The organism is Solwaraspora sp. WMMD406 (assembly GCF_029626025.1).
Taxonomy (GTDB): domain Bacteria; phylum Actinomycetota; class Actinomycetes; order Mycobacteriales; family Micromonosporaceae; genus Micromonospora_E.
In genome coordinates this window covers 5,158,962-5,184,360 of record NZ_JARUBF010000001.1, presented here as the reverse complement: position 1 = coordinate 5,184,360, position 25,399 = coordinate 5,158,962, and the positions used below count along the sequence as shown (strand labels likewise).

General features: G+C 69.6%; 23 protein-coding genes. 17 read left to right on the top strand and 6 right to left on the bottom strand.

The window, feature by feature from the left end:
* Positions 1-25 precede the first annotated feature (25 nt).
* The gene (locus O7632_RS22860) at positions 26-970 is read right to left on the bottom strand and encodes an alpha/beta hydrolase (protein ID WP_278117096.1); all 945 of its coding nucleotides are present in this window, start codon (positions 968-970) and stop codon (positions 26-28) included.
* A 189-nt stretch (positions 971-1,159) separates the two neighbouring features.
* Here O7632_RS22860 and O7632_RS22855 point away from each other — a divergent pair, with 189 nt between their 5' ends.
* The 14 genes from O7632_RS22855 (at position 1,160) to O7632_RS22790 (ending at position 18,020) form a co-directional block, all read left to right on the top strand.
* Positions 1,160-2,242, top strand: coding sequence for an alpha-hydroxy acid oxidase (locus tag O7632_RS22855; RefSeq protein WP_278117094.1), 1,083 nt, complete (start codon positions 1,160-1,162; stop codon positions 2,240-2,242).
* 13 nt (positions 2,243-2,255) lie between these two features.
* Positions 2,256-4,361, top strand: coding sequence for a glycosyltransferase family A protein (locus tag O7632_RS22850; protein ID WP_278117092.1), 2,106 nt, complete (start codon positions 2,256-2,258; stop codon positions 4,359-4,361).
* A complete protein-coding gene (locus O7632_RS22845) occupies positions 4,358-5,626 on the top strand; it encodes a nucleotide sugar dehydrogenase (protein WP_278117090.1) in 1,269 nt (422 codons plus the stop codon). The genes O7632_RS22850 and O7632_RS22845 overlap by 4 nt, the downstream gene beginning before the upstream one ends.
* Before the next feature lie 211 nt (positions 5,627-5,837).
* Positions 5,838-6,533, top strand: coding sequence for an alpha/beta hydrolase (locus O7632_RS22840; RefSeq protein ID WP_278117088.1), 696 nt, complete (start codon positions 5,838-5,840; stop codon positions 6,531-6,533).
* Between the two features lie 76 nt (positions 6,534-6,609).
* Entirely contained in the window at positions 6,610-7,650 is a 1,041-nt protein-coding gene (locus O7632_RS22835; protein ID WP_278117087.1) for an ATP-binding cassette domain-containing protein, read from the top strand.
* Entirely contained in the window at positions 7,647-8,423 is a 777-nt protein-coding gene (locus tag O7632_RS22830; RefSeq protein WP_278117086.1) for an ABC transporter permease, read from the top strand. The genes O7632_RS22835 and O7632_RS22830 overlap by 4 nt, the downstream gene beginning before the upstream one ends.
* 197 nt (positions 8,424-8,620) lie before the next feature.
* Entirely contained in the window at positions 8,621-9,523 is a 903-nt protein-coding gene (locus O7632_RS22825) for a hypothetical protein (protein ID WP_278117084.1), read from the top strand.
* A gap of 133 nt (positions 9,524-9,656) precedes the next feature.
* Entirely contained in the window at positions 9,657-10,493 is an 837-nt protein-coding gene (locus O7632_RS22820; protein ID WP_278117082.1) for an alpha/beta hydrolase, read from the top strand.
* A 291-nt stretch (positions 10,494-10,784) separates the two neighbouring features.
* Entirely contained in the window at positions 10,785-11,672 is an 888-nt protein-coding gene (locus O7632_RS22815) for a hypothetical protein (RefSeq protein ID WP_278117080.1), read from the top strand.
* Between the two features lie 114 nt (positions 11,673-11,786).
* Positions 11,787-12,707 carry a 3-oxoacyl-[acyl-carrier-protein] synthase III C-terminal domain-containing protein gene (locus O7632_RS22810; RefSeq protein ID WP_278117078.1) on the top strand — a complete coding sequence of 307 codons (921 nt, stop codon included), beginning with the start codon at positions 11,787-11,789 and terminating at the stop codon, positions 12,705-12,707.
* Positions 12,708-12,714: 7 nt separating this feature from the next.
* The gene (locus O7632_RS22805; RefSeq protein ID WP_278117076.1) at positions 12,715-13,632 is read left to right on the top strand and encodes a hypothetical protein; all 918 of its coding nucleotides are present in this window, start codon (positions 12,715-12,717) and stop codon (positions 13,630-13,632) included.
* 158 nt (positions 13,633-13,790) lie between these two features.
* On the top strand, positions 13,791-15,194 hold the full coding sequence (locus tag O7632_RS22800; RefSeq protein WP_278120292.1) for an aminotransferase class III-fold pyridoxal phosphate-dependent enzyme: 1,404 nt from the start codon (positions 13,791-13,793) through the stop codon (positions 15,192-15,194).
* Between the two features lie 56 nt (positions 15,195-15,250).
* Positions 15,251-16,432, top strand: a complete 1,182-nt coding sequence (locus O7632_RS22795; protein ID WP_278117074.1) for an acyl-CoA dehydrogenase family protein — start codon at positions 15,251-15,253, stop codon at positions 16,430-16,432.
* Between the two features lie 13 nt (positions 16,433-16,445).
* Entirely contained in the window at positions 16,446-18,020 is a 1,575-nt protein-coding gene (locus tag O7632_RS22790; RefSeq protein WP_278117071.1) for a GMC family oxidoreductase N-terminal domain-containing protein, read from the top strand.
* A 102-nt stretch (positions 18,021-18,122) separates the two neighbouring features.
* Here O7632_RS22790 and O7632_RS22785 read toward each other — a convergent pair whose 3' ends face one another.
* From O7632_RS22785 to O7632_RS22775, 3 genes are all read right to left on the bottom strand, one after another.
* A complete protein-coding gene (locus tag O7632_RS22785; RefSeq protein WP_278117070.1) occupies positions 18,123-18,392 on the bottom strand; it encodes a hypothetical protein in 270 nt (89 codons plus the stop codon).
* Positions 18,393-18,416: 24 nt separating this feature from the next.
* On the bottom strand, positions 18,417-18,674 hold the full coding sequence (locus O7632_RS22780; protein WP_278117068.1) for a hypothetical protein: 258 nt from the start codon (positions 18,672-18,674) through the stop codon (positions 18,417-18,419).
* Between the two features lie 178 nt (positions 18,675-18,852).
* Positions 18,853-19,080 carry a hypothetical protein gene (locus O7632_RS22775; protein ID WP_278117066.1) on the bottom strand — a complete coding sequence of 76 codons (228 nt, stop codon included), beginning with the start codon at positions 19,078-19,080 and terminating at the stop codon, positions 18,853-18,855.
* 495 nt (positions 19,081-19,575) lie between these two features.
* On the opposite strand from O7632_RS22775, the gene O7632_RS22770 reads away from it, so the two are divergent.
* The gene (locus tag O7632_RS22770; protein ID WP_278117064.1) at positions 19,576-20,955 is read left to right on the top strand and encodes a hypothetical protein; all 1,380 of its coding nucleotides are present in this window, start codon (positions 19,576-19,578) and stop codon (positions 20,953-20,955) included.
* A 15-nt stretch (positions 20,956-20,970) separates the two neighbouring features.
* Positions 20,971-21,945 (top strand): FAD-dependent oxidoreductase, encoded by a 975-nt coding sequence (locus O7632_RS22765; protein ID WP_278117063.1) that lies wholly within the window; start codon positions 20,971-20,973, stop codon positions 21,943-21,945.
* A 37-nt stretch (positions 21,946-21,982) separates the two neighbouring features.
* Here the strand turns inward: O7632_RS22765 and O7632_RS22760 are convergent, their stop codons facing one another.
* Complete coding sequence (locus O7632_RS22760) at positions 21,983-22,222, bottom strand: hypothetical protein (protein ID WP_278117062.1); 240 nt, start codon at positions 22,220-22,222, stop codon at positions 21,983-21,985.
* A gap of 120 nt (positions 22,223-22,342) precedes the next feature.
* On the opposite strand from O7632_RS22760, the gene O7632_RS22755 reads away from it, so the two are divergent.
* Positions 22,343-24,136 (top strand): NACHT domain-containing protein, encoded by a 1,794-nt coding sequence (locus O7632_RS22755; RefSeq protein WP_278117060.1) that lies wholly within the window; start codon positions 22,343-22,345, stop codon positions 24,134-24,136.
* A 39-nt stretch (positions 24,137-24,175) separates the two neighbouring features.
* Here O7632_RS22755 and O7632_RS22750 read toward each other — a convergent pair whose 3' ends face one another.
* Positions 24,176-25,393: a class I SAM-dependent methyltransferase gene (locus O7632_RS22750; RefSeq protein ID WP_278117058.1), complete on the bottom strand. Its 1,218-nt coding sequence runs from the start codon at positions 25,391-25,393 to the stop codon at positions 24,176-24,178.
* Positions 25,394-25,399: the final 6 nt, after the last annotated feature.

The following is a 25,399-nucleotide window of genomic DNA, read 5'->3' as shown; positions in this document are numbered from 1 at the left end:
ACCAAACTGCCTGTCGAATGACCGATTAGGAATCTTCAGACGTGCGGACTGTCGATCGGCCCACCGCCCGACGTAGTCCGGCGACCGCGAGATCCTCGGCGGTACGGGCGACCGGCAGCAACGCGCCGAGGCCGAACACGCCGTGGAACATCCCGTCGACCCGGTGCGCCTCGGTCGGCACCCCGGCGGCGGCGAGCCGCGCCGCGTACGCCTCGCCTTCGGTCCGCAGCGGGTCGTGTTCCGCCGTGATCAGCAGGCAGGGCGGCAACCCGGACAGCTCGCCCGCCCGCAGCGGCGACGCGTACGGGTGGACGCCGTCGGCCGGATCGGCCAGGTACTGCTCGGTGAACCAGCGCATGTGCGCCACGGTGAGCAGCGAGTCGTCGATCTCGGTGCGGTCCGCCAGGCAGTCGGTGACCGGATAGATCAGCAGCTGGAACCGGATCCAGTCGATGCCCAGATCCCGGGCGCGCAGACACGTCGCGGCGGCCAGCGCCCCGCCGGCGCTGTCGCCGGCGACGGCGATCCGGTCCGGGTCGGCCCGCCACCCGGGGGCCTGCCGGCGGACCCACCGCAGCGCGGCGTACGCGTCGTCGGCGGCGGCCGGGAACCGGTGCTCCGGGGCCAGCCGGTAGTCGACGGACACCACGACCGCGCCGGTCCGGTCGGCGAGCTGCCGACAGACCCCGTCGTGCGTGTCCAGTCCACACAGCACCCAACCGCCGCCGTGCAGGTAGAGCACGACCGGCCGGGGTGTGTCGTCACCGTACGGCTGGTAGACGCGAAGTCGTACGCCCGGCTGGCCGGGCAGGTCGTGCTCGGTCGTCGTGGCCATCGGCGGCCCGCCGGGGAACCGGGCCCGGCCGTGGATGATCCGGGCCTCGCGGGCGTCGGTCACGGTGCCGCCGAGGTCGGGATGGGCGGCCGTCATCAGTCGTCGCATCGCCGCCGTGAAAGGGTCGAGAGTCACCTGCCACCTCCGGCCCCCACGGTCGCAGAGCAACCAGCCGTACGGCGACGGGTCAGCTGGGCATTCTCGGAGAACCACGGGGCAGCGTCAACAGGCACAGTCGGTCGTGTGGAATCGCCGTGTCACTGATTTCTGGGAAATCACCACATCACCGATTCCACACTGGATGGCCGTGCCCCGGGAGGACAGATGACGACCTCGACGACCCGCCCCGTCAGCGTGGCGGAGATCGCCCGGCTCGCCGAAGCCGTGCTGCCGCGTGACGTGTGGGACTACGTGGCCGGCGGCGCGGGCGAGGAACGGACGGTACAGGCCAACCGGGACGCCTTCCACCGGCTGTCGGTGCTGCCCCGGGTCCTGGTGGACGTGGCGAACCGCAGCGCGCGGACCAGCGCGCTCGGCACGCCGGTGGCCGCGCCGGTCGGCATCGCCCCCACGTCGTACCACGTGCTGGCCCACCCCGACGGGGAACTGGCGACGGTGCGGGCCGCAGGTACGGCCGGGGTGCTCACCATCCAGAGTGTTTTCTCCAGCGTGACGTTGGAGGACGTGGCGGCGGCGGCCACCGGCCCGCTGTGGTTCCAGCTCTACTGCCTCCGGGACCGGGCAGTGACGCGGAATCTGATCGAGCGGGCCGCGGCCGCCGGCTACCGGGCCATCGTGTTGGGGGTGGACCTGCCGGTGATCGGTTACCGGGATCGGGACATCCGCAACGGCTTCGGTCTGCCGCCGCACATCCGGCCGGTCAACCTGCCCGTCGCGGCCGACTCGGCCGGCGGGCTCGAACTCACCGAACTGAACGACATCCTGGTCAGCCCGGATCTGACCTGGCGGGACGTCGAATGGGTACGCGGGCTGTCCAGCCTTCCGCTGGTGGTCAAGGGCGTGCTCGCCGCCGACGACGCACGCCGGGCGGTCGACGCCGGCGCGCAGGGGGTGCTGGTCAGCAACCACGGTGGCCGGCAAATCGACGGATCGGTGGCCACCATGACGGCGCTGCCGGAGGTGCTCGACGCGGTCGGTGACCGGTGCGAGGTCTACCTCGACGGCGGGGTCCGGCGCGGCACCGACGTGCTCAAGGCGGTCGCCCTGGGCGCCCGGATGGCTTTCGTCGGCCGACCCGTGATGTGGGGGCTGGCTGCCGACGGCGAGGCGGGCGTCGGCGCCGTACTGCGGATGTACCTGGAGGAACTCGACCTCGTCATGGCGGTGTGTGGCTGCCCGGACGTGGCGAGCATCGGTCCTGATCTGCTGCGAACCGTACCAGCGTGACCTAGGAGGTCTGGTGAACCCGTTTGTGAGCAAGGCTGCCGTGCCCCCGTACCACCGGCTCTGGGCCGAGCTGAACCGGCGGCAACCGCCACAGACGGCGACGGAGAGCCCGCTGCTGGCCCTGGGTCGTAGCTCCGACGTGGATCCGTTGCTGCCGGAGCAGGTCGACGACGCGCGTCGGGTGCTGTCGACGCGGGCGGACCTGGTCGACGGCGGTGCCGACACCCTCCGTACGGAGGTCCTCGCCGGTCAACGCCGGGTCGTCGAACGGTTCCTCGCCGGTCGGCGGGCGCGGTTCGGTCCCGGCCAGTCCCAGCCGTTGGACGACGTCGCCGCCCTGGCCCGGGAAGGCCGTGACATCTTCCTGGTCATCAAGTTCATGGACGAGGCGCCGCACCTGGCCGCCACGTTGCACTCGTTGACCAACCAGACCGGCGTGGACCTCGGCCGGGTGGTGATCGTCGCGGTGGACAACAACTCCACCGACGGTTCCGACGCGATCGTCAAGACGGCGATCGCCAACAACCGCAGCGCCGCGCGGATCGTGTATCTCAACCAGGCGATGGCCGGTGCCGGCAACGCGGCCCGGTTCGGCGTGGACAGCTGTATCGCCACCGTCTACGAGATGTGCCGCGCCGACGACCGCTGGGAGCGCCTGCAGACGGCGACGATCGCGGTCTCCGACGGCGACACCGTGTATCACCCGGAGACGCTGCGGGCGATGGATCAGATCTTCGCCGAATGTCCGACCGTCGACGGCGTGATGCCGTTCCTCACCTACAAGTTCACCGCGGCGCTGCGGCTGTTCCACGACTACCAGCCGGCCCGCCCGGCGGAGCTGGTCGACCGGGTCGACGGCATCGTGCCGACCGTGGTCCCGGTCGAGTTGGCCACCGCCGCCGCGCACGACGCCCTGCCCCGCTGGCAGCGGCGTCGGGTGGCCGACGGCATGCAGGTCACCACCGCCGACGGTGCGGTGCTGTCCGTGCCGTTGCCGGCCACCGACGAGTTCGGGCGGCGGTTCGGTGTGTTGGCCGACGCGCGGGGCCGCCGGGCATACCTGTTCGAGGACCGTACGTTGACCGTCGAGCAGGCCCCGGTCAGCGGCCTCGACGCCGCCCTGGTCTTCCTGGAGAACGGTGGGGTACGCCGCGACGAGAAGTGGCGGTGGCACACCGTGGTCGGCCACGACATCTTCCTGCACTGGTCGTTCGCCGGCATGGGGCTGCCGGAGACGATGGTCTTCCCGGACACCAGTGACGCGTTGAAGACCTTCCGGGTGTGGGCGTTCGCCATCGGCGGCCAGCACCAGCTGCGCCGGCCCGGTCTGCGGATCGCCACCGGCAGCGACTACCAGTCCGGGCGGGTGCTGCAGGCGGTCGGCGCGGCCGTGCGGCTCGGCCCGGCCGAGGTGTTCGCCGAGACCGAGACCGACCGGCTGATCAAGATGATCCGCAACTTCGTCAACCAGCAGTCGGTCTTCTACGGCGAGACCCGCAGTCCCGCGCTGGAGCGGGCGACCGGCCTGTACGTGCACATGACCCGGATCCAAGACGCGATCGAACGCGAGATGCGCGACTACGAGGACCGGATTTTCGAGCAGACCGCGTTTCCCGAGCGGGTGCTGTTCCCGCTGCGGTGGATGCTGCAGAACGCGGTGCGCTTCTACGCGCAGGGTGCCGAGGAACGGCGGATCGTGAGCGAGCGGGTGTGGCGGCTGATGTTCAGCCCGTCGACCGCCGCGCGCATCGAGGACGAGGTGCTCACCGACAAGGTGCTGCGCGAGTTCGCCGACACCCCGTACGCCGAGAAGCAGGTGTACGCCGAACGGGTCGCCGAACAGATCATCGGCGACCACTACCCGGAGATCATGGACTTCTACGCGGCCACCCTGCGGCACTTCTTCGCCGCCTACCAGGTCGCCCCGGACTGCTACGAGTGGCTGCTCGACGGGGTTCGCCAGTCCCGCAACGCGGTGGCCGAACAGCCGCCGCCGGTGGACCCGACTGCCGTGTGGGCCGGCTCCGAGTTCGACATCGACGTGGCACGTGGACAGGTCGTGGGCATGCGCGCGCCGACGTCCGACGGTGTGCCCGAACAGAAGGGATCGATCCGTTGAACGCCGATGTGACAGTGTGCGGCCTCGGCTACGTCGGGCTCGTGCTCGCCCTGGAGGCGAGCGCGAGCGGACTCAAGGTCACCGGATACGACATAGACCAGTCGGTGGTGGACGCGCTCGGCGCGGGTCGCTCCCACATCGACGACGTACTCGACGATGACCTGATCGCGATGACGACGGCGGGTTTCACCGCCACCTGCGACGTCGCCGCCCTGGGCCGCGCCGACGTGGTGACCATCTGCGTCCCGACGCCGTTGGACCCGGCCGGCGAACCCGACCTGGGACCGGTCCGGGGCGCGGCCACCGCGGTCGCCGCCCAGCTGCGCCCGGGAATGCTCGTGGTGCTGGAGTCGACCTCGTACCCGGGGACCACCGACGAGGTGGTCCGCCCGATCCTGGAACAGGGATCCGGGCTCACCGCCGGGATCGACTTCCACCTCGCCTTCTCCCCGGAGCGCATCGACCCCGGTAACAAGGTGCTCACCATGGCCAAGACCCCGAAGGTGGTCGGCGGCTACACTCCTGGCTGCACCACCCGGGCGGTCGAGTTCTACAGCCGGTTCGTCGACGAGGTGGTGCACGCCAAGAGCACCCGCGAGGCGGAGATGGCCAAACTGCTGGAGAACACCTACCGGCAGGTCAACATCGCGTTGATCAACGAAATGGCGATCCTGTGCCACCGGTTCGGCATCGACGTCTGGGACGTCATCGACTGCGCGTCGACCAAACCGTTCGGGTTCCAACCCTTTCGGCCCGGACCCGGCGTCGGCGGGCACTGCATCCCGGTCGACCCGCACTATCTGGCGTACAAGGCCCGCCGGATCGGTTTGCGGTCCCGGCTGATCGAGGCGGCCGAGCAGGTCAACACCGTCATGCCCCGGTACGTGGTCAGCCGGTCCGCGGCGATGCTCGCCGGGCACGGCCGGCGGCTCGCCGGGGCCCGGGTGCTGCTGCTCGGGGTCACCTACAAGGCCGACATCAGTGACCTGCGGATGTCTCCGGCGTACGAGGTGGTGCGGGAGCTGCGGACGCAGGGTGCCGAGCTCAGCTATCACGATCCGTACGCCGGCGGTTGGTCGGTGGACGACGTTCCGGTGACCTGTGCTGGTGATCTGGAGCCGGCGTTGCGCGCCGCCGATCTGAGCATTCTGTTGCAGGAACACGCCGTCTACCAACCGGAGATATTGTCCACCAATGCTCGGCTGTTGTTCGACGCGCGCGGTGTGATGACCCGGTCCACCGACGAGCACGTCGAAGTGCTCTAGCTGGTCGGCGCGCTGGTGGCGGTGGTCAGCGTCCTGGTGCTGGTCAGCGCGTCCCGCGCGGTGATACGCGCCGGCGCTGTTCTTCCAGGTTGCGCAATCTCGTGTCGCGCCTTCACCTGGGCCTGTTCGGTCTGCTTATCATGGGCGGCCCAATAGCGACCCATGCCGGATCAGGCGATTAACCGGGCGTTCACCGGTAGGAAGGAAAGGCATGGCGACCTACGTCCTCATTCACGGTGCCGGGTCCGACTCGTGGTACTGGCATCTGGTGATTCCCCGGTTGCGCGGACGCGGCCACGAGGTGATCGCCCCCGACCTGCCGTGCGAAGACGACTCGGCCGGATTGTCGGCGTACGTCGACCTGGTGGTCGAGGCCATCGGCGATCGCCGCGACGTCGTCGTGGTCGCGCAGTCCCTGGCCGGCTTCACCGCCCCGGTGGTCTGCCAGCGGGTCCCGGTCGACCTGCTGGTCCTCGTCGCCGCGATGGTGCCGGCTCCCGGTGAGACGGCCGGCGACTGGTGGGGGAACACCGGCGTCGAACAGGCCCGCCGGGCCGCCGACGTGGCGGCCGGCCGGGATCCGGACGCCCCGTTCGATCCGCTCTCGGTGTTCCTGCACGATCTTCCGCCGGACGTACTCGACGAGGCGCTGCGGCACCCGCCCAAAGAGGAGTCCGCCGCCTTCTTCAAGGAGCCGTGGCCGCTCACGGCGTGGCCGGACGTTCCCACCCGGTTCCTGCTCTGCCGCGACGACCGGTTCTTCCCGGCCGACTTCCAACGGCGGGTGGTCGCCGAGCGGTTGGGGATCACGCCGGACGAGATCGACGGCGGTCATCTTCCGGCGCTGAGCAGGGCGAGCGACCTCGTCGAGTGCCTGGAGCGGTTCCGCACCGAATCCGTTCGCTGATCGTTGCCCGCGCCCGCTGCTCGTCGACGCCCCGCCCGGACGCCGCCGGCCAGACCAGCCCGAAGGAGAAAACACTGTGTCCGTGACCGCACCCAAGCAGCAGACCGTCGACGCGGCGGCGGACAGTCGGTCCGCCGCCATCGAAGCCGTCGACCTGGCCAAGTCGTACGGCCGTGGTGAGCGTGCGGTGCCGGCGCTTCGTGGGGTCAGCTTCGCCGCCCCGACCGGCTCGATCCTGGGCCTGTTGGGCCCGAACGGCGCCGGCAAGTCCACCGCGGTCAAGATCCTGACCACCCTGTCGGCGGCCGACTCGGGCACCGCCACGGTGGCCGGGATCGACGTGGCCACCGACCCCGCCGGTGTCCGGCGGGTGATCGGGTACGTGCCGCAGAAGCCGTGCTTCGACCCCAACCTCACCGGCCGGGAGAACCTGACCCTGCAGGCCAAGATCTACGGGATGAAGGCCGGTGCCCGTGGCGCCGTCGACGACATGCTCGCCCGGTTCGACCTGACCGACGCGGCCGACCGGATCACCCGCAAGTGGTCCGGCGGCATGCAGCGCAAACTCGACGTGGCGATGGGCCTGATCCACGGTCCGGCGGTGTTGTTCCTCGACGAGCCGACCACCGGCCTGGACCCGGAGGCGCGTAGCGATCTGTGGACCGCGATCGCCGAGCTCACCGCGTCCGGCAGCCTGACCGTGCTGCTCACCACCCACTACCTGGAAGAGGCCGACCAGCTCGCCGACCACCTGGTGATCGTCGACCGGGGCGTCGTCGTCGCGGCCGGCACCCCCGAACAGCTCAAGGACGATCTCGCCGGCGACACCATCCACGTCCGGCTCGCCGCGACCGACCAGGCCGAGGCGGCCAGCAAGGCGGTCTCCGCCGTGGACGGGGTCGAGCAGGTCACCGCTGCCGGTCGGGACGTACGGGCCCGTACCGCCGTCGCCAGCACCGCCCTGCCGAAGGTGCTGGCCGCGTTGGAGGCCGCGGCGGTGCCGATCTCGTCGGTCACCGCCGCCCGTCCGTCCCTGGACCAGGTCTACCTGCACCACGCCGGCCGGGAGTTCGACGCCGGTGTCACGACCAACGACAAGGAGGCTGCCGCCCGATGACCAGCACGCTGCAACACTCCGGCTACCTGGCCGGCCGGTCGATGCGGCTCCTCGCCCGCCAGCCCGCCTATCTCGTGTTCACCCTGCTCCAGCCGATGGTCTGGCTGCTGCTGTTCAGCCAGCTGTTCCAGCGGGTCACCGACGTGCCCGGCTTCGGCTACGACTCGTACGTCACCTTCCTCACCCCCGGCGTGATCGTGATGACCGCGATCATGTCCGCGAACTGGGCCGGTACGTCGTTCATCGACGACATGCGGACCGGCGTGCTGGACCGCAACCTCACCTCCCCGGTGAGCCGGGCCGGCATGGTCAACGGCGCGCTCGCCTACTGGGCGGTGGTCACCACCGTCCAGGCGTTGATCGTCTTCGGGGTCGGCCTGCTGCTCGGGGCCCGCTTCGCCGGCGGTCTGGTCGGCGTCCTGCTGGTGATCGTCTCGGCCAACCTGCTCGCGTTGGTGTTCGCGGCGTTCTCCTGCGCCATGGCGCTCGTGGTGCGCTCCCAGGAGACGCTGATCGGCATGTCGATGTTCATCACCCTGCCGTTGACGTTCCTGTCCTCGGTGCTGATGGCACCGTCGTTGCTGCCCGACTGGATCCAGACGGTGACCAAGTTCAACCCGGTGGACTGGGCCGCCGTGGCCAGCCGTACGGCGTTGTCGGCGGACCCGGACTGGGGCGTCGTCGGCGGCCGGCTCGCCCTGCTGGCCGGACTGCTGGTGGTGATGACCTTCCTGGCCACCCGCGCCTTCCGGGCGTACCAGCGGGCGGTATGACGGCTGCTCGCGGCTCACTGGCTCCCGGCCGAGCGACCAGGCTCGGCCGGGAGCGTCGTGCTGCCCGCGACCATGATCGCCGTCAGCGGGCCTGGTCAGGGCGGGCTCGTCGGGTCGGTGCCCGGCCACCTCTTCTACCGTGCTCAGTCGCTCGTCGACTGATGACTGGTGATCGTCGGCGCTGCCAGACTCGATCCATGACGCTTCGATACCTTGGCAACAGCCCCTACTGCGCCGCCAACTCGCTCTCGGTGATCTTCGGCCCGGCCGGGCCCGGCCCGGCGACGTTGGAGGTGGCGGGCGGTTCGCCGTTCGGCATCGCCATTCACGGCGACGACATCATCTACTTCTCCTCACCCGTCTGGCGGCCGGACTTCGGCCTGGACAACGCGATGCGGCTGGCCGGCTGGGAATGCGACCGCATCCACGGCAACGCCGACGACTCGGTGGCGATCCTGCGCCAGGCGACCTGGGACGCGCCGGTGCTGGCCGGTCCGATCGAGATGGGACTGCTGCCGTACGTCCCCGGGCTCGGTCAGGCGGTGGGCGCCGACCACAACCTGGTGGTGATCGGCGTCGAGGGCGACATGGTGCGCGGCCACGACGTGATCGGCTGGCCGTTCGTGACGGTGCCGGTCGACGCACTGCTCAAGACCTGGCAGGGCGACACGTTCGCCTATCCGGCCGACGCCTACGCGGTGCGGTTCAACTTCCGCCAGACCCGGACGGTCAGCCAGGACGAGATCCTGCGGCAGGCGATGCACACCGCCGTCGAGCAGCTGTCGGCCCCGGGTATCGCCGAGGCGGCGGAGCGCGCGGCGCAGCTGGTCGAGGGCGACCTGTCCAGCATGCAGTACAAGTACCTGGTCGAGTTCCAGGTACAGGCGGGCTCGCGTCGGTTGGCCGACGCGGCGGCGCTCTACCGCGAGCAGGGGTGCGACGGCCCGGCGGCCATCCTGGAGCGGCAGGCGCTGTTGGTCGGCTCGCTGCAACTACTGCTGATGACCCACGAGTACGCCCAGTCGGCGGCCGTCTTCCGGGAGCTCGGACCGACCTACGCGCAGCTGCGTGAGGCGTTCGTGGCCCAGATCGGCGACTGACGTGGGCGGGCAGCGGTCGCGGAATGGCCTGGACCTGTCTACGCTGACAGCGAAGGGACTTTCCTGACAATCCGCCCGTCGCGCCGCGACCGCCCGGCCGCGCGCGGCGATGCCCACAAAGGAGCAAGCCACCATGTCCAACGGTGAGAAGATCGTCAAAGCCAACGGCGTCGATCTCTGTGTCGAAACCTTCGGCGATTCCTCCGACCCGGCGATCCTGCTGGTCCACGGCGCCTCGGCGTCGATGATCTGGTGGGAGACGGAACTGTGCGAACGGATCGCGCAGGCCGGTCGGTACGTCATCCGGTTCGACAACCGGGACACCGGCAAGTCGGTGAGCTACCCGCCGGGCCAGCCCGGCTACGCGCTCACCGACATGACCGACGACGCGGTGGGCATCCTGGACGCCCTCGGCGTCGAACGGGCACACCTGGTCGGTCGGTCGCTGGCAGGCGCGATCGTCCTGCTGGCGGCGCAGCGCTACCCCGACCGGGTCGCGTCGCTCACCCTGGTCACCACCACGACCGGTGGCTCGAACCTGCCGCCACCGTCGGGCGAGTTCATCAACTACACCAGTTCCGGTGGACCCAACCCGGGCGACCCGAAGGCCGTCACCGACTTCATCGTCGGCCTGATGCGGATCTACTCCGGGCCGTCGCCGTACTTCGACGAGGACCACCAGCGCGAGCTGGCCCACGTCGACATCGAGCGGACCGACAACATCGCCTCCTGCCTGACCAACCACTTCGTCATCGACACCAGCGGCTCGGTCGACTTCGGCGCCATCGACGTGCCGACCCTGGTGGTCCACGGCGAACAGGACCCGGTCTTCCCGATCGAACACGGCCAGGCACTGCAGAAGGCGATCCCGACCGCCTCCCTGCTGGTGCTGGAGAAGGCCGGACACGAGGTACCGGCCGGACTCTGGGACGTCTTCGTCGCCGACCTGGTGGCGCACACCAACCGCTGAGGACCATCCGGTACGGCGCGCCGGTACGGCGTGCGACCGGCGCGGCGCGGCCGCTATCCGGACGACCGTGACCGCACAGCCGGCGACGATCCGGCCGTACCGACCGGTGATCCGCCACCACGCGGAGCCCCGTGGACCATTCGGCCACGGGGCTCTGCGCTGCCCAGAGCCGGTGCCCAGCCGCGGTGCCCATCGGTCAGAGGTCCGCACGTCTGGAGTGGCTAGCGATCCGCCGAGCCGGAATTCTGATGGTCAACCGGGCAACGATCGTTGCTACCTAGGGGGCACGACATGGACACCAAACCAATCAGTAGACCATTTCTGGCATTCAACGGCGTACTGATGATCATCGGCGGTCTGCTGTGGATGTGGGGTGGCAGCCGGCACCCCACCATCAGCGAAGAGATGGGCGAGTTCGGCACCGACGCCTTCTTCTGGGAGTTCGCCGAGCTGATGGTCTACGACCCGCAGTGGCAGGCCCACCACGAGCAGATGCTCATCGCCCCGACCATGTGGGCGGTCGGTGCCTTCGGTGTGCTGCTGCTCATCCGACGCGCCGGCGAGTCGAGGTGGACGCCGCTCGGCTTCGTGATGCTGACGATGGGCGCCGTACTCTGGGTGCTCACCTACATGTACGACGGCTGGGTGGCCCCGGAGACCGGCAAGGCGCTACTGGCCTCGGAAGGCGACCCCACGCTGACCGCGGCCATCACCCAGACATTCGCCTCCGGGCAGTGGTTCACCATCCGGATCAGCATGTACGCCTGGCTGCTCATCGCGTTCGGCACCGCGGCCATGTCCGTCGGTCTGATCTCCCTCGCCCGCAGCTACCCGCGTGGCCCCTCCAAGGTGCAGGCCTGGATCCTCGCCGGCCTCGGCCTGTTCCTCGGCGCCTGGTCGTTCGTGGCCTGGGCGACCGGCGCCTACGATCCGGGCCCGATGGTCAGCCTCTGGTGGATGCCGGCGGCGATCGCCACCCAGGTCTGGTGGCTCAGCCTCGGCATCCTGATCGTGCTGCACTCGCTCAACGTGCACGAACTGGGTCGGCGTCGTCAGCAGCCCACGCCGCTCGGTGACGGCCCGGGCACGGCCAGCGTACCGGCGGCCGAGAGCCCGGCGGATGGCTCGACCGGGGTCGACTCCGGCAAGCCCGTCGCCGAACGTGCCTCGGCGCTGTGACGCCGGACCGGACAACGGGAACCCGGACATGGTGAGGTCACGGCGAATCGGGACGTCCCGATCCGCCGTGACCGCCCCGCACACCGCAGCGGCGTCCACCAAGGACGGTAGCCGGTGACCTCGATCATCGAAGTGGCCCAGTACCTGCCATCGCACCGGATCCCGGTAGCGGAGCAGACGGCCGCGCTCGCCGTCGACAGCGACGCCTACCAGCGCTACTACGGTTTCGGCCACGTCCGGCGGGACGCGGACGCCAACCTGGCCGAGCAACTGCGGGCGGCCGGCGCAGCACTACGCTGGCTGCCGGGCCGCGAGGACCAGGTCCGGTACGTGGTGCACGCCCCGACGATCCAGCTCACCGCGCCGTACCCGATCAATCCGGTGGCGACCGCGAGCCAGGCCCTCGGGCTGCGCCACGCGCTGCCGTTCTCGCTGACCCAGCACGCCTGCGCCTCCGCGCTGCTGGCCATCGACGTCTGCGGCACGCTGCTGGCCACCGAGGATCCGGACGCGGTCGCGCTGGTGTTCACCGGGGAGAAGACGTTCACCCGGGTCGCGCGGGTGATCGACCACTCGGCGGTGATGGGCGAGGGGGTGGCCGCCGTACTCGTCCGGGCACACGGCGACTCCGACCGGGTGCTGGCCTACGCCACCCGGATCCTGGGTCAGTTCCACGAGGCACCCGAGTTGACGCCGGAGCTGGACGCCGAGTTCCAGCAGATGTACGCCGACACCCTGGCCGAGGTGATCCAGGCGGCCCTGAAGCAGGCGGACCTCGCCGTGACCGATGTCGCGCTGGTCCTGCCGCACAACGTCAACCGACTTTCCTGGCTGCGGGTGATGCGCCGAGCCGGGATCCCGATGGACCGCCTCTACCTGGACAACCAGGCCGAGCTGGGGCACTGCTTCGGCGCGGATCCGTTCATCGCCTACCGGTCGGCCCGGGCAGGCGGGCGGTTGCGTCGCGGCGACCACTATCTGATGGTCGCCGCCGGGCTCGGCGCCACGCTGGCCGCGATGGTCTTTCGGCACTAGGGAGCCGGTGACACCTGCAGTGGACACGTTTCCGCTACCCCTGAACCGGATCGTCACCCGGGCCTTCGGACCGCGTGGCGGGTTCCGGTCGCCCGGGGTGGAGATCATCCGTGACCTGGCGGCCGCGTACGGCGTGCCGTTCCCAGCCCAGCGGTACGCCACCGACCGGCGGACCACCTTCACCGAGATGGTCGCCGATCTGGTCGACGAGCTGACCGAGCCGGACGATCCGGTCGGACTGGTGGTGCTCGCACACGCCGTACCCGATGCGGAGACCGGCTGGCCGGCGTGTTACCTGGCCACCGCGTTGCCGGCGGATCCGATGGCGTTCGCGGTCGCCGACCAGGGCGTGGTCACCCCGTTCACGGCGTTGCGGATCGCGGCCGCACAGGTCCGGGCCAGGAACCTGACCCGGGCGGTGGTGCTGATCCTGGACCAGACCGTGCTGCTGCGCGACCCGGCGGCTGACGCCGACCCGCCGACACCGACCGAGAACCGGGTCGTCGCCCTGACGTTCGGCCGGCCCGGTGCTGTCGATAGACCGGGCACCGGCGGCGTCGGTGGGCGGGACGTGGTCGGCCGGCTGTCCGTGGAGCTGACCCCGGCGGTGACCCCGCCCCGGGCCGACGAGCTGCTGCCCGAGCTCATCGCGGCGGCCGGGATCGGCGCCGATCATCGGCTCGTGCTCGGCGGCGGACTCGCCGACCACGTCGCGGCCGCAGCGGCGGGTACGGGGACGGCCGCGACGACTGCGGCTGCTGCGGCGACGGTGGCACCGGCCGGGCTGCCGGGCACCGGGACCTGGGCCACGCTGGCGTCCCAACTGGACACGTCGGCGACGGCCGGTGCCCGCGCGGTGACGATCGTCGACTACGACTCCCGGCTGTCGATCCTGGCCCGGAGCACCATTGACCTCGCCCGCTGACGCCACGGTCGTCGACTCCGGCGCTCCTCGCCGGTGCGCACGTTTGAAGGAGACCCGTCCGACGGGCCGCTGCCACGATGTGACGGACGTCGAGGACCGGCGCCACGTTACGACCACGAATCGCAGCTCAACACTCTTGATTGGAGGCGGGCGTGACCATAACCCCACCGGAGATCGATCTGCCCACGTCGGCGAACGGGTCGGCCGGATCCCCGCTCAGTGCGTCCGAGCTGGAGGACCTGGACCGACGGCACCTGATCCGCTCCATCCAGAACGGCGCGATCACCGAGCGCGTCGTCGTCGTCCGCGGTGAAGGCTGCACCGTCTGGGACGCGCGCGGCAACGAACTGCTCGACGCGGCCGGCGGCGGTGTCTGGCACTCGCCGATCGGCCACGGCCGCCGCGACATGGCCGAGGTGGCCGCGAAGCAGATGCAGTCGATCGAGTTCTTCACCAGCCTGCTCGAATTCAGCAACGACAAGGCGATCCGGCTGGCCGCCCGGATGGCCGCCCTCGCTCCCGAGGGCATCGACCGGGTCGCGTTCAGCAGCGGCGGTTCGGAAGCGGTCGAGACGGCGATCAAGGCCGCGCGTCTCTACCACCACCGCAAGGGCGCCCCGGAGCGGACCTGGATCCTGGCCCGGCACTACTCGTTCCACGGTGCCACCTACGGCAGCGGCACGCTGACCGGGTTCCCGCCCATGCAGTTCGGGGTCGGCCCGAACCTGCCGCACGTGGAGAAGCTGACCCCGCCGCACCCGTACCGCACCGAGATGTACGGCGGACAGGACACCACCGACTTCCTGGTCGCCGAACTGGAGGCCACCATCGAGCGGATCGGGGCCGGCAACATCGCCGCGATGATCGGTGAGCCGGTGATGGCCGGCGGCGGTGTGCTCGCGCCACCGGCCGACTACTGGCCAAGGATGCAGGAGGTGCTGCGTCGGCACGGCATCCTGCTGATCGCCGACGAGGTCGTCACCGCGTACGGCCGGATGGGGGAGTGGTTCGCCTCGCCCAGCTACGGCATGGACCCGGACATCATCACCCTGGCCAAGGGCATCGCCGGCGGGTACGCGCCGCTCGGCGCGACCCTGATGCGCGACGAGATCGCCGACACGCTGCTCGGCGAGGGCGGCTTCTTCCACGGCTACACCTTCCAGGGCCACCCGGTGGCCTGCGCGCTGGGCCTGGAGACCCTCGACATCATCGAGCGGGAAGGCCTGCTGGACAACGCCAAGCGGATCAGCGGCTGGCTGCGCGACGGGCTCGCCGCCGCCGCCGACCTGCCGGTGGTCGGCGACGTCCGGGTCGAGGGCACCCTCGGCGCGCTGGAACTGATCACCAACGAGCAGACCCGGGAACCGATGGCCTGGGACGCGGTCATCGGGGCCGCCTTCGAGGTCCGCGAGGCGCACGGCGTGATCGCCCGCGCGTACGGCCAGTGTCTGGTGCTCGCCCCGCCGCTGATCTTCACGGAGGAGCAGGCCCAGACGGCCACCGCCGCCGTCGTCGAGGTGCTGTCCCGGCTGCGCCCGGACGGGACCATCGCCGCGCGCTGACCGCGCTGACCGCGCTGCCGGCAACTCACCATCCGGCACGTCTCAAGGAGTACGCCATGACCGTAGTCCACGCACCACCCCATGACGATCTGGTAGAGAAAGCGGCGGACCTGGTGCCGCTGCTGCGCAAACACGCGGCGTGGGGCGAGGAGAACCGTCGCCTGCACGACGAGACGATCGAGGCGATGACCGCCGCCGGCATCTTCAAGATGCGGGTGCCGACCCGGTACGGCGGGTACGAGTCGGACAGCCGGACCATCGTCGAGGTGGCCACCCAGCTGGGACGGGGCGACGGCGCGGCGGCGTGGACCGCCTCGGTGTACTGGATCCCCAGCTGGATGGTGGGGATGTTCCCGGACGAGACCCAGGACGAGGTGTTCGGCACCCCCGACGTACGGGTGTGCGGCACGTTGAGCCCGACCGGGATGGCAGCGCCGGCAGACGGCGGCGTCGTCGTCAACGGCCGCTGGGGTTTCATCAGCGGTGCCTGGCACAGCCAGTGGCAGGAGATCATCGCCATGTCGCCGACCCCGGACGGGGGCATGCAGCCGGTGTTGGCGCTGGTGCCGATGTCCGATCTGCAGATCGTCGACGACTGGCACACCTCCGGCGTACGGGGGTCGGGCAGCGTGACCACGGTGGCGACGGACGTGTTCGTGCCGCAGCACCGGGTCCTGCCGCTCGGCGCGCTGATGATGCAGCAGTCCGCCTCGGTGGCCAACGCCGACTCGGCGATGTACAAGGTGCCGCTGGTCGGGGCGGCCAACGTGGCGTCGGCCGGGGTGATGGTCGGGATGGCCAAGGGCGCCATGGAGGCGTTCATGGAGCGGCTGCCCGACCGCAAGATCACCTACACGATGTACGACAGCCAGCGTGAGGCGCCTGTCACCCACCTGCAGGTCGGCGAGGCCACACTCAAGATCGACGCGGCCGAGTTCCACGCGCTGCGGGTGGCCCGCCGGGTCGACGAACGCACCGCCACCGGCGAGCCCTGGAGCATGCTCGACCGGGCCAGCAGCCGGGCCGACGTCGGCGCGGCCTGCCGGCTCAGCAAGGAAGCCGTCGACCTGCTCAACCAGGCCAGCGGCGGCTCGTCGATCTACTCGGACGTGCCGATCCAGCGGATCGCCCGCGACATCCACGTCATCTCCACCCACGGGCTGATCTACCCGGCCACCAACACCGAGCTGCTCGGCCGCGTCCTGTGCGGGCTGGAGCCCAACACGCTGTTCATCTGACCTGGAGGACGCCATGTACGACTATGTAGTGGTCGGCGCCGGCTCCGCCGGGTGCGTGATCGCGGCCCGACTCAGCGAAGACCCGGACGTCAAGGTCTGCCTGATCGAGGCCGGGCCGGCCGACTCCGCTCAGAACATCCACGTCCCGGCGGCGTTCAGCAAGCTATTCCGGACCGAATTCGACTGGGACTACTCCAGCCACGACGATCCGGCGCTCGACGGCCGCCGGATCTACCTGCCGCGCGGCCGGGTCTTCGGCGGTTCCAGCTCGATCAACGCGATGATCTACGTCCGCGGCAACCGGATCGACTACGACGGCTGGGGCCAGCCGGGCTGGAGCTACGACGAGGTCCTGCCGTACTTCATCCGGTCCGAGGACAACGAGCGCGGTGCCTCGCCCTACCACGGCGTCGGCGGCCCGATGAGTGTCTCCGACAGCCGGTCGAACAACCCCAGTTCGGCGGCGTTCGTCGAGGCGGCCGTCGAGGCCGGGTACGCCGCGAACGACGACTTCAACGGCCCGGTCCAGGACGGCTTCGGATTCTTCCAGGTCACCCAACGTGACGGCAAGCGGTGCAGCACGTCGGTGGCGTACCTGCACCCGGCGATGGGCCGGCCGAACCTGACCGTGGAGTCCGGCCTGCAGGTGCACAAGGTGCTCATCGAGAACGGCCGGGCGGTCGGGATCACCGGCTACCAGAACGGCCAGCCGGTGACGATCCGCGCCGAACGGGAGGTCGTCGTCAGCGGCGGGGCCTACAACTCGCCCCAGCTGCTGATGCTGTCCGGGATCGGCCCGGCGTGGCTGCTGCAGGCCTTCGGCATCCCGGTGGTGCTGGACCAGCCGGCCGTCGGCCAGAACCTGCAGGACCACCCGCTGATCCCGCTCAACTATCTGCATTCGCAGCCGGTCAGCCTGCTGGCGGCGGCGGCACCGGAGAACATCGAACTGTTCATGGCCGAGGGGCGCGGTCCGATGACCTCCAACGGCCCGGAGGCCGGCGGCCTGGTCCGTACCGATCCGAGTCTGCCCGGCCCGGACGCCGAGTTCCTCGCCGCCCCGGTGATGTTCCTGGAAAGCGGGCTCGGGCTGCCGACCCAGCACGCGCTGTCCTGCGGGCCGGCGATGCTGACCCCGGCCAGCCGTGGGTCGGTGACCCTCGCCTCGGAGGATCCGACCGCGAAGCCCCGGATCGAACACAACTATCTGTCCGAACCGGCCGATCTGGACGCCGCCGTCGCGGCGATGCGGATCGCCATGGAGATCGCCGGGCAGAAGGCGATGCGGCCGTACGCCGAGAGCCTGCACCGCGCGCCGGCCTCCGAGTCCGATCAGGACCTTCGGGCGTACGCGCGCCGGTACGCGCACTCGATCTTCCACGCCGCCGGTTCCTGCGCGATGGGGTCGGTGGTCGACGCCGAGCTCAAGGTGTACGGCGTCGAGGGGCTGCGGGTGGCCGACACCTCGATCATGCCGACGGTCGGTCGGGGCAACCCGAACGCCTCGGCGATCATGATCGGTGAGAAGGCGGCGGACCTGGTGAAGGGCGTCACCGCGCCGGCACCGGTGGCCGCCGCCGTCGCCTGAACCACCCAGTCGTCGGCACCACCGTCGCGGCCCTGACCAGCACCACGCTGGCCAGGGCCGCACTGGTGCGGGCGGAATCAGGCCACGGCCGGCCGCCGCCCGTCAGGTCATGCCGTGCGGCGCTCGGTACGCGAGTTGCTGACCGTAGGTCATCAGTGGCCGCAGCGTCGGCAGCAGGGTGGTGGTCGCCTCGGCCGACCAGTGGCGTTCTCGGTTGCCGTCGAGTCGGCGGTGCCGGACCGTGGTCCGGTGGTGTCGCTGCTGGTCGAGCCGTTCGCGGTGCAGGTGTTCGAGCCGCTTGGACGCCGTGGACCGGCCGGAGCGCCATTCCCGCCAGCGCAGCCACCAGTTCCACAACACGTCGATGGTCATCGTCTTTCTCTCCTTGATCAATTACTATTTCGCGGTACGTTTGGGCAGTCGGTAGAGTCCACGCCGCTGGACGAATATCTCGCGCCGCTCGGCGGCATATCCGTGTTCGTCGATGACGTAGCCGGTCAACCAGACCCAGCCGTGGTAGGTCGGTTTTCGGTCGACGGAGATGACGCGGAACGTCAGCCGTCGGTCGCCGGCGAACTGCACGCTGGCGTGCTTGCCGATCAGCAGTACGTCGCCGGGTTTGGGTTCGGGTGTGCGCAGGAGCTGGTTATTCACGGGGTGGTGCGTCGCGCCGTGGCCGTTCGACGCCGTCAGCGCCTCGTTCTGTCGGCCAAGTGGTCAGCCCGCACTGGGGGCACCATCTCGACTTCACCCGGAACGAGAACAGTCCGGCGCAGAAGCCGAGCAGCGCCGCTCCGACGATTGCTCCGATCTCCATCGTCGACACGCCCTTTCATTTCCGGGCCGGCAGCGGTGCCGACCAGAGTCCGGACAGGTGCAGCACGGTGCGCAGCCGTCTCGCTTTGGCCGGGTCGTGGCGGTCGAGGATCGTCAGCGCTCGCAGGAACGGCCGGCACGGTGTGGCGCGGCCGCAGGTACGGCAGACCCGCCACCGGGTCGGCAGATGCGCCCGTACGTCTTCTCGGACCGCCGTCAGGCGGAACCGCAGATCGGTGTCCACGCCGGCCGGGTCAGGCACCCGCCTCGGCAACGCCGGCCGGACAGGCGCAGCGTCGCTGGCGTCGTCGATGCCATCTCGCGCCGATGATCTTTGCGATCCGCTTCCACCACTGTCATTGTTGATCAAGAATCCCCCTCAGCCGAGTCGACGGAAACCCGGAAGGCGATCCGGGCGGGAGGCTTCTCGATGTTCGATGCCGGTCGAACTCGTAGTCCCGGCGGTGTGTCGTGGAGACAGGCACAGATCCTCCGCTTATCCGTCATGGGTTGTGTCTGCCAGCGCAGTGCCTCTTTGGGTACGCCAGCGGCGACATATCCAGCAGACCGCGAACCGGCATCGCTCAGACAGGGGATGGAAGCGTTAAGAGCGTCAAATTGACACGGCCATGACGGACAACATGATCAGCGTCTTCGCGGTACCGTCGGCTGAACCTGGGGGAGGAGCTTCATGGGATCACCACCACCAGAGCGCGCCAACCAGACCCTCACAGCGCACATGGCAGAAGCCGGCCTCACCCCACGTACCCTTGCGCGGGAGATCAACCGACTCTTCGGCTCTGGGTCACTCGCCGAGACCGCTCCCTACCACTGGCGTGACTCCGGCGGCGTCCCACGCCCGCCGCTGCCGGCCCTGGCCGCGTACGTCATCTCCCGACGCCTCGGACGCATCGTGACAGCGGGGGACCTTTGGCACGGGCAGCCCAAGGCGGCAGATGGCACGCTGGTGGTGGCGGCCAGTACCGGCATGGACGGGCCGTGGACACTCGCGAACACCATGCTGATCGCCGAGGACTGGCTGTTGGGAGGTCTGGTGGACAGGAGGATGTTCCTCTCCGTCTCCGGGGCCGCCCTCGCCCAGGCGGTGACCATCTACCTGGACCAACACCTACCGGCGGGCGGAACCGTCCTCCCGACCGCGACACCGGACGACCCACTCGTCGACCAAATCGAAGCCAGCGTGCCACGCCTACAGTTGCTTGACGACGAGCGTGGCGGCGCGGCCGGCCTCGGCTACGTCGGTGCCCAGGTCCGCGCGGTCCTTCTCGTACTTCGCGATGGCGGTCACACCGACGCCACCACCCACCGGCTTCTGATCGCTCTCGCCGACCTCGCCCAACTCGCCGGATGGAAGGCCCTCGACGCCGGACAACAAGGGCTCGCCCAGCGCTACTACTTCACCAGCCTGCGAGCCGCACACGACGCCGGATACCGCTCGATGGAAGCACACGTCCTCGCCGACCTGTCCTTCCAGTCCGCGTCACTCGGCGACACAAGCGACGGCTTACGCCTCGGTGACGCCGCCCGTCGGCTCGCCGACCGGTCTCCCGCGAGCGTCCAGGCATCCGTGCTGTCGCGCCTCGCCTACGCCAACGCCGCCGCAGGCCGCGTCGACCAGTGCGAACGCGCCTGGACCGAATCCCGCGACCAGCTCGCGAAGCGGCATCCCGACCGCGACCCGGGATGGATGTACTACCTCACCCCGAACCACCTCGACTGCCAAGCCGGCTACGCCATGATCCTCGCCGGTAGACAAGCAGCAGCGGCCGGCCGGCGAACCGACGGACGGACGCTGCTCCGCAAGGGTGAATCCCTCCTACGAACCGGTGCCTACGCCCGCCGACCAGACGTTCCCTACCAGCGGCGCGCTCTCTACGAAGGCGCCTGGCTCGCGCTCGGATACGCCACCCAGGGCAAACTCGACGACGCCTGCGCGGTCACCCGGATGGCCCTGCCCCGGCTCGACAAGGTTCGCTCACCCCGCAGCACGGCCCTACTCCGCGCTCTCACGCAGGAACTCCGCCGACGGAAGCGGAACCAGACCGTCGCCGACCTGCTCCCCGAACTGGACAACGCACTCGCACGCCAACCGGCCTGACGCTACGGTCACGTGATGACCCGCACCGATCTCGACGCCCTGGTAATCGGTGCCGGCGTCACCGGTCTCACCACCGCGATCTGCCTCGCCGAGGCCGGTCTGCGGGTCACGATCTGGGCCGCTGAGCCACCCGAGCGGACCACCTCGTACGCCGCCGGAGCGATGTGGGGTCCGTATCTGGTCCAGCCCGTCGAGCGGGTCCGCGCCTGGAGCGCCAAGACGCTCGACGTGCTGCGTCGACTCGCCACCGACCCGACGACCGGCGTACGGCTGGTCGCCGGGATCGAGGCATCACGCACCCCCGCCCCACCGCCACCCTGGGGTGCCCAGCTCGACGGGTTCCGGATGTGCGAGCCGAGCGAGCTACCGCACGGCTTTGCCACTGGCTGGCGCTACACCGCGCCGCTGGTCGACATGCCGATCTACCTCGGCTATCTGCGACAGCGGCTGGCGGCGGTCGGCGGCCAGATCGTGATCCGCCGGCTCAGCACACTGGACGAAACCATTGGTGTCGCACCGATGATCGTCAACTGCGCCGGGATGGGCGCACGTGACCTCGTACCCGATCTCGACCTGACACCGGTCCGTGGACAGCTCGTCGTGGTCGAGAACCCCGGCATCACCGAGTTCTTCTCCGAAGACACCGGGCTCTCACCGGACCTGCTACACATCTATCCGCAGGGCGAGACATTGGTCCTCGGCGGCACCGCCCAGCCCGGCGAGTGGAGTCGAGAACCCGACCTTGAGACCGCAGCCGCGATCCTTGGCCGCTGCGCCGAAGTCGAACCGCGCCTGCGCGGTGTCCGGGTCATCGAGCACCGTGTCGGCCTTCGTCCTACCCGCCCACACGTCCGGGTCGAAGAACAGCGACTCGGCGCCGCCAGGATGATCCACAACTACGGTCACAGTGGGGCTGGCCTCACCCTCTCCTGGGGCTGCGCCTTCGAGGTCGCAGATCCACAAGAGAGCAGTTCCCGCCGGGACCAATGAAGGTCAACTGTCCGACAGCACCGTGATTAGTGTGAGGTCAGGTCACGGTCAGTATGGTGTGGCGGTGGTGGGCAAGCGGGTTGGCGGCCGAGGCCGGCGCGTTGCGTGGGGTGCAGGGCTTGTCGCGCTGGGTGTGGTGCTTGTTGGGATAGCTCACTCCTTTCACGACAATGATGTGCTGGAAGGGCTCGACAAGGTATTCAGCGTCATCGGGGGTACGTTTGGCTTCCTCGGGTTCGTCCTGGCGGTCCGAGGGCTTCGGTCTGCTGGTGGCCACGCCGATGCTCCTGGCGGGCATTCGAATCCAGCGGCATTGGACGGACTCGCGGCTGCGGTCGAGCGGACATGGCGTCCGGAGCTACGCCGTCGCCGGTTGGCCAATCCACATCCCCTGCCGGTGGCCTGGACCACGATCGGCCCGCCGATCGCCGACCGCTGGAGCAACATCCGTAGTGACGGCGACCCGGCTCCGCTGAACCTTGACGGTCACCTCGACCTGGGCCACCCCGACGCCCTGCACAGCGTCCTGACTGACCAGCGGCTGCGCGGCCGGGTCGTCATCCTCGGCGAGCCCGGCGCGGGCAAGACCTCACTGCTACTACGCGAAGCCCTGCGACTCCTCCAGACCCGCACCGCAGAAGACCCAGTGCCGGTGCTGCTGCGCCTGCCGACCTGGAACCCCGACGAGCAGACCCTCGAACAATGGATCTCCAGCCAGCTCGCCACCGAGTACGGCTACCAGGGCTCCATTACGACCGGGCAGCTGCTCCCGCTGCTCGACGGCCTCGACGAGATGCCCGCGCCTCGTCGGGCGCGCGCCATCCGAGCGATCAGCAACACCTTCGACCCTGACCAGCCACTCGTGCTGACCAGCCGCACCACCGAGTATCTCGACACCCTCACCGATCTGCCCGGCACCACGATGGCCGCCGCAGCGGTCTTGGAACTCGCAGCGATCCCCGCCGACGTCGTACGTGCGCACCTGCAACAGACCACCAGCCGACCCGACGACTGGGCAGCGGCATTCGACCTCGATACGACGCAGCATGGTGGCCGGCTGGCCGCCGCCCTCAACGCGCCCTTGTGGATCGACCTCGCCCGCATCACCCACACCGACCCCGACCAACCCGACAACCAACCCGCCAGACTCCTCGACCTGCCCGACACCGACACCGTCCACGCCTACCTCCTCGACCGGCTCATCCCCGCCGCCTACCCCGACCCACCCGAACCAGACCCCACCGGCCGAACCTGGCGGCGCGCAGACGCTCACCGATACCTCCGCAACCTCGCCAACCACATGCACCGCCACAACACCCAGGACGTCGCCTGGTGGGAACTCGTCCATGCCCTTCCCCGTCCCATCCGACTCGTCTTCGAGTTTGTGGCGGGGCTCGTGGCGGGGCTCGTGGCGGGGCTCGTGGCGGGGCTCGTGGCGGGGCTGTTGGTCGGGCTGTTGGTCGGGCTGGTGGTCGGGCTGGTGTTCGGGCTGGTGTTCGGGTTCGAGGGCGGGCTCGAGGGCGGGCGCGCGACTCTGTCTCGACGAGAGCTTCGCTGGCGACGGTCGAACCGGCCGTTGTTTCGTCGGATCGGATCCGTGCTCGTGGTCGGGCTGGTGTCCGGGCTCGTGTTTGGGTTCGTGGGAGGGCTCTTGTTCGGCGGCGTGTCGGGGCTCTTGGGAGGGCTCGTGTCGGGGCTGGTGTCCGGGCTCGTGTTTGGGTTCGTGGGCGGGCTCGTGGTCGGGCTCTTATACGAGCTCAGCAGGGAGTTCACCACCCTCTTCGACAGCAGCGACGCCGACACGGCATCGGATCCGCTTGCACTCCTCTACGACGACCGGCGTCGATCGCTGGCTGGCGCGATTTGGATCGGCCTCTGGCTTGGGCTGACGTTTGGGCTGGCGTTTGGGTTCGTGGGAGGGCTCGTGGGAGGGCTCGTGTCCGGGCTCGTGGGCGGGCTGGTGTTTGGGTTCGTGCTCGGGCTCGTGGGCGGGCTCGTGCTGAACGCATGGGGTGCTTTTCAAGTTGCGCGATTGTGGTGGTGTATTCGAAACGAACTACCCTGGCCGATCATGGCGTTCCTTGCCGACGCCCATCGGCGGGGCGTGCTACGCCAAGCTGGCGGCGTCTACCAGTTCCGACACGCCCTGCTCCGCGACCGGCTTGCTCAACACGACGACCAAACGCGCTGATCCGCTGCGACCGGATCGATCTGCCTCCACCGCTGCGGTTCAGCTGATGCGTACCTGTGGCACGTAGCGGATCCACTTGCCGCCGCGCTCGCGGAACGCCCGCTCCTTGGCCATGATCTCCTCGGCGTGGTTCCACGCGAACAGCAGCGCGAAGTCCGGCGCGGCCTTGTGGAACTCCTCCGGTGGCAGCACCGGCAGGTGGGTGCCGGGCAGCAACAGATTCTGCTTGGCGGGCGTGGAGTCACAGGTGAAGGGCACCAAGTCCGGGCCGATGCCGCAGTAGTTCGTCACGGTCGCGGCCTTGGCCGGCGCGCCGTAGCCGACCACGGTCCGTCCACTGTCGCGGATCTCGTGCAGCAGCGTCAGCAGGTCGCTGCGGACCTGGGCCACGGTCATCCCGAACCGGGCGTACGTCTCCGGCTCGGCGAGCCCGATCTCCTGTTCGCGGGCCAGCAGCTGGTGCACGGCCTCGGTCGGCCGGCGTCGCCCCGGCCGGGCGATGGTGTAGCGGATCTCGCCGCCGTGCAACGGCACCTCTTCGACGTCGACCAGTTCGAAGCCGAACCGGGCGGCCATCGCCTGCACGGACCGGGCGCTGAAGTAGAAGACGTGTTCGTCGTAGATCTGGTCGAACGCCAACGCGCCGAAGATGGTCTCCAGGTAGGGCTCTTCGAAGACGAACACCCCGTCCGGGCCGAGCAGCGTGTCCAGGCCCCGGAACAGCGACTCCTGGTGGCTGATGTGGCAGATGGTGTTGGCGCCGAACACCACCTGCGCCGGGCCGTGTGCGGCGCGGATGTCGGCGGCGGTATCGGCGTCGAAGAACGTCGTGACGACGTCGATGCCCTTGCCCCGGGCGATCTCGGCGACCGCGCTGGCCGGTTCGACCCCCAGATGCCGTACGCCGGCCTGGGCGATCGTCTCCAGCATCACCCCGTCGTTGCAGCCGATTTCGACGATGAACGCGTCCGGACCGGTCAGTTCGGTTTCCAGGAACCGCCGGGCGTCCTGCTCGAAGTGTTTGCGGTGGCTGGCCGAGCCGGACGCCAGGTAGCGGTAGGCGCTGTGGTAGCGCAGCTCCTGCGGTACGTCCTCCAGCAACTGGACCATCGTGCAGTCGGCGCACGCGCCGATCGCCAGGCGGAACAGGAATTCCTGCTCGACCTCACTGGGGAGCAGGAACTTGTTCGCTGAGGGCTGCCGTCCAAGGTCGAGGATCTCCTGGACCGGGCCGCCGCAGATCCGGCACGACGTCATGGCCGC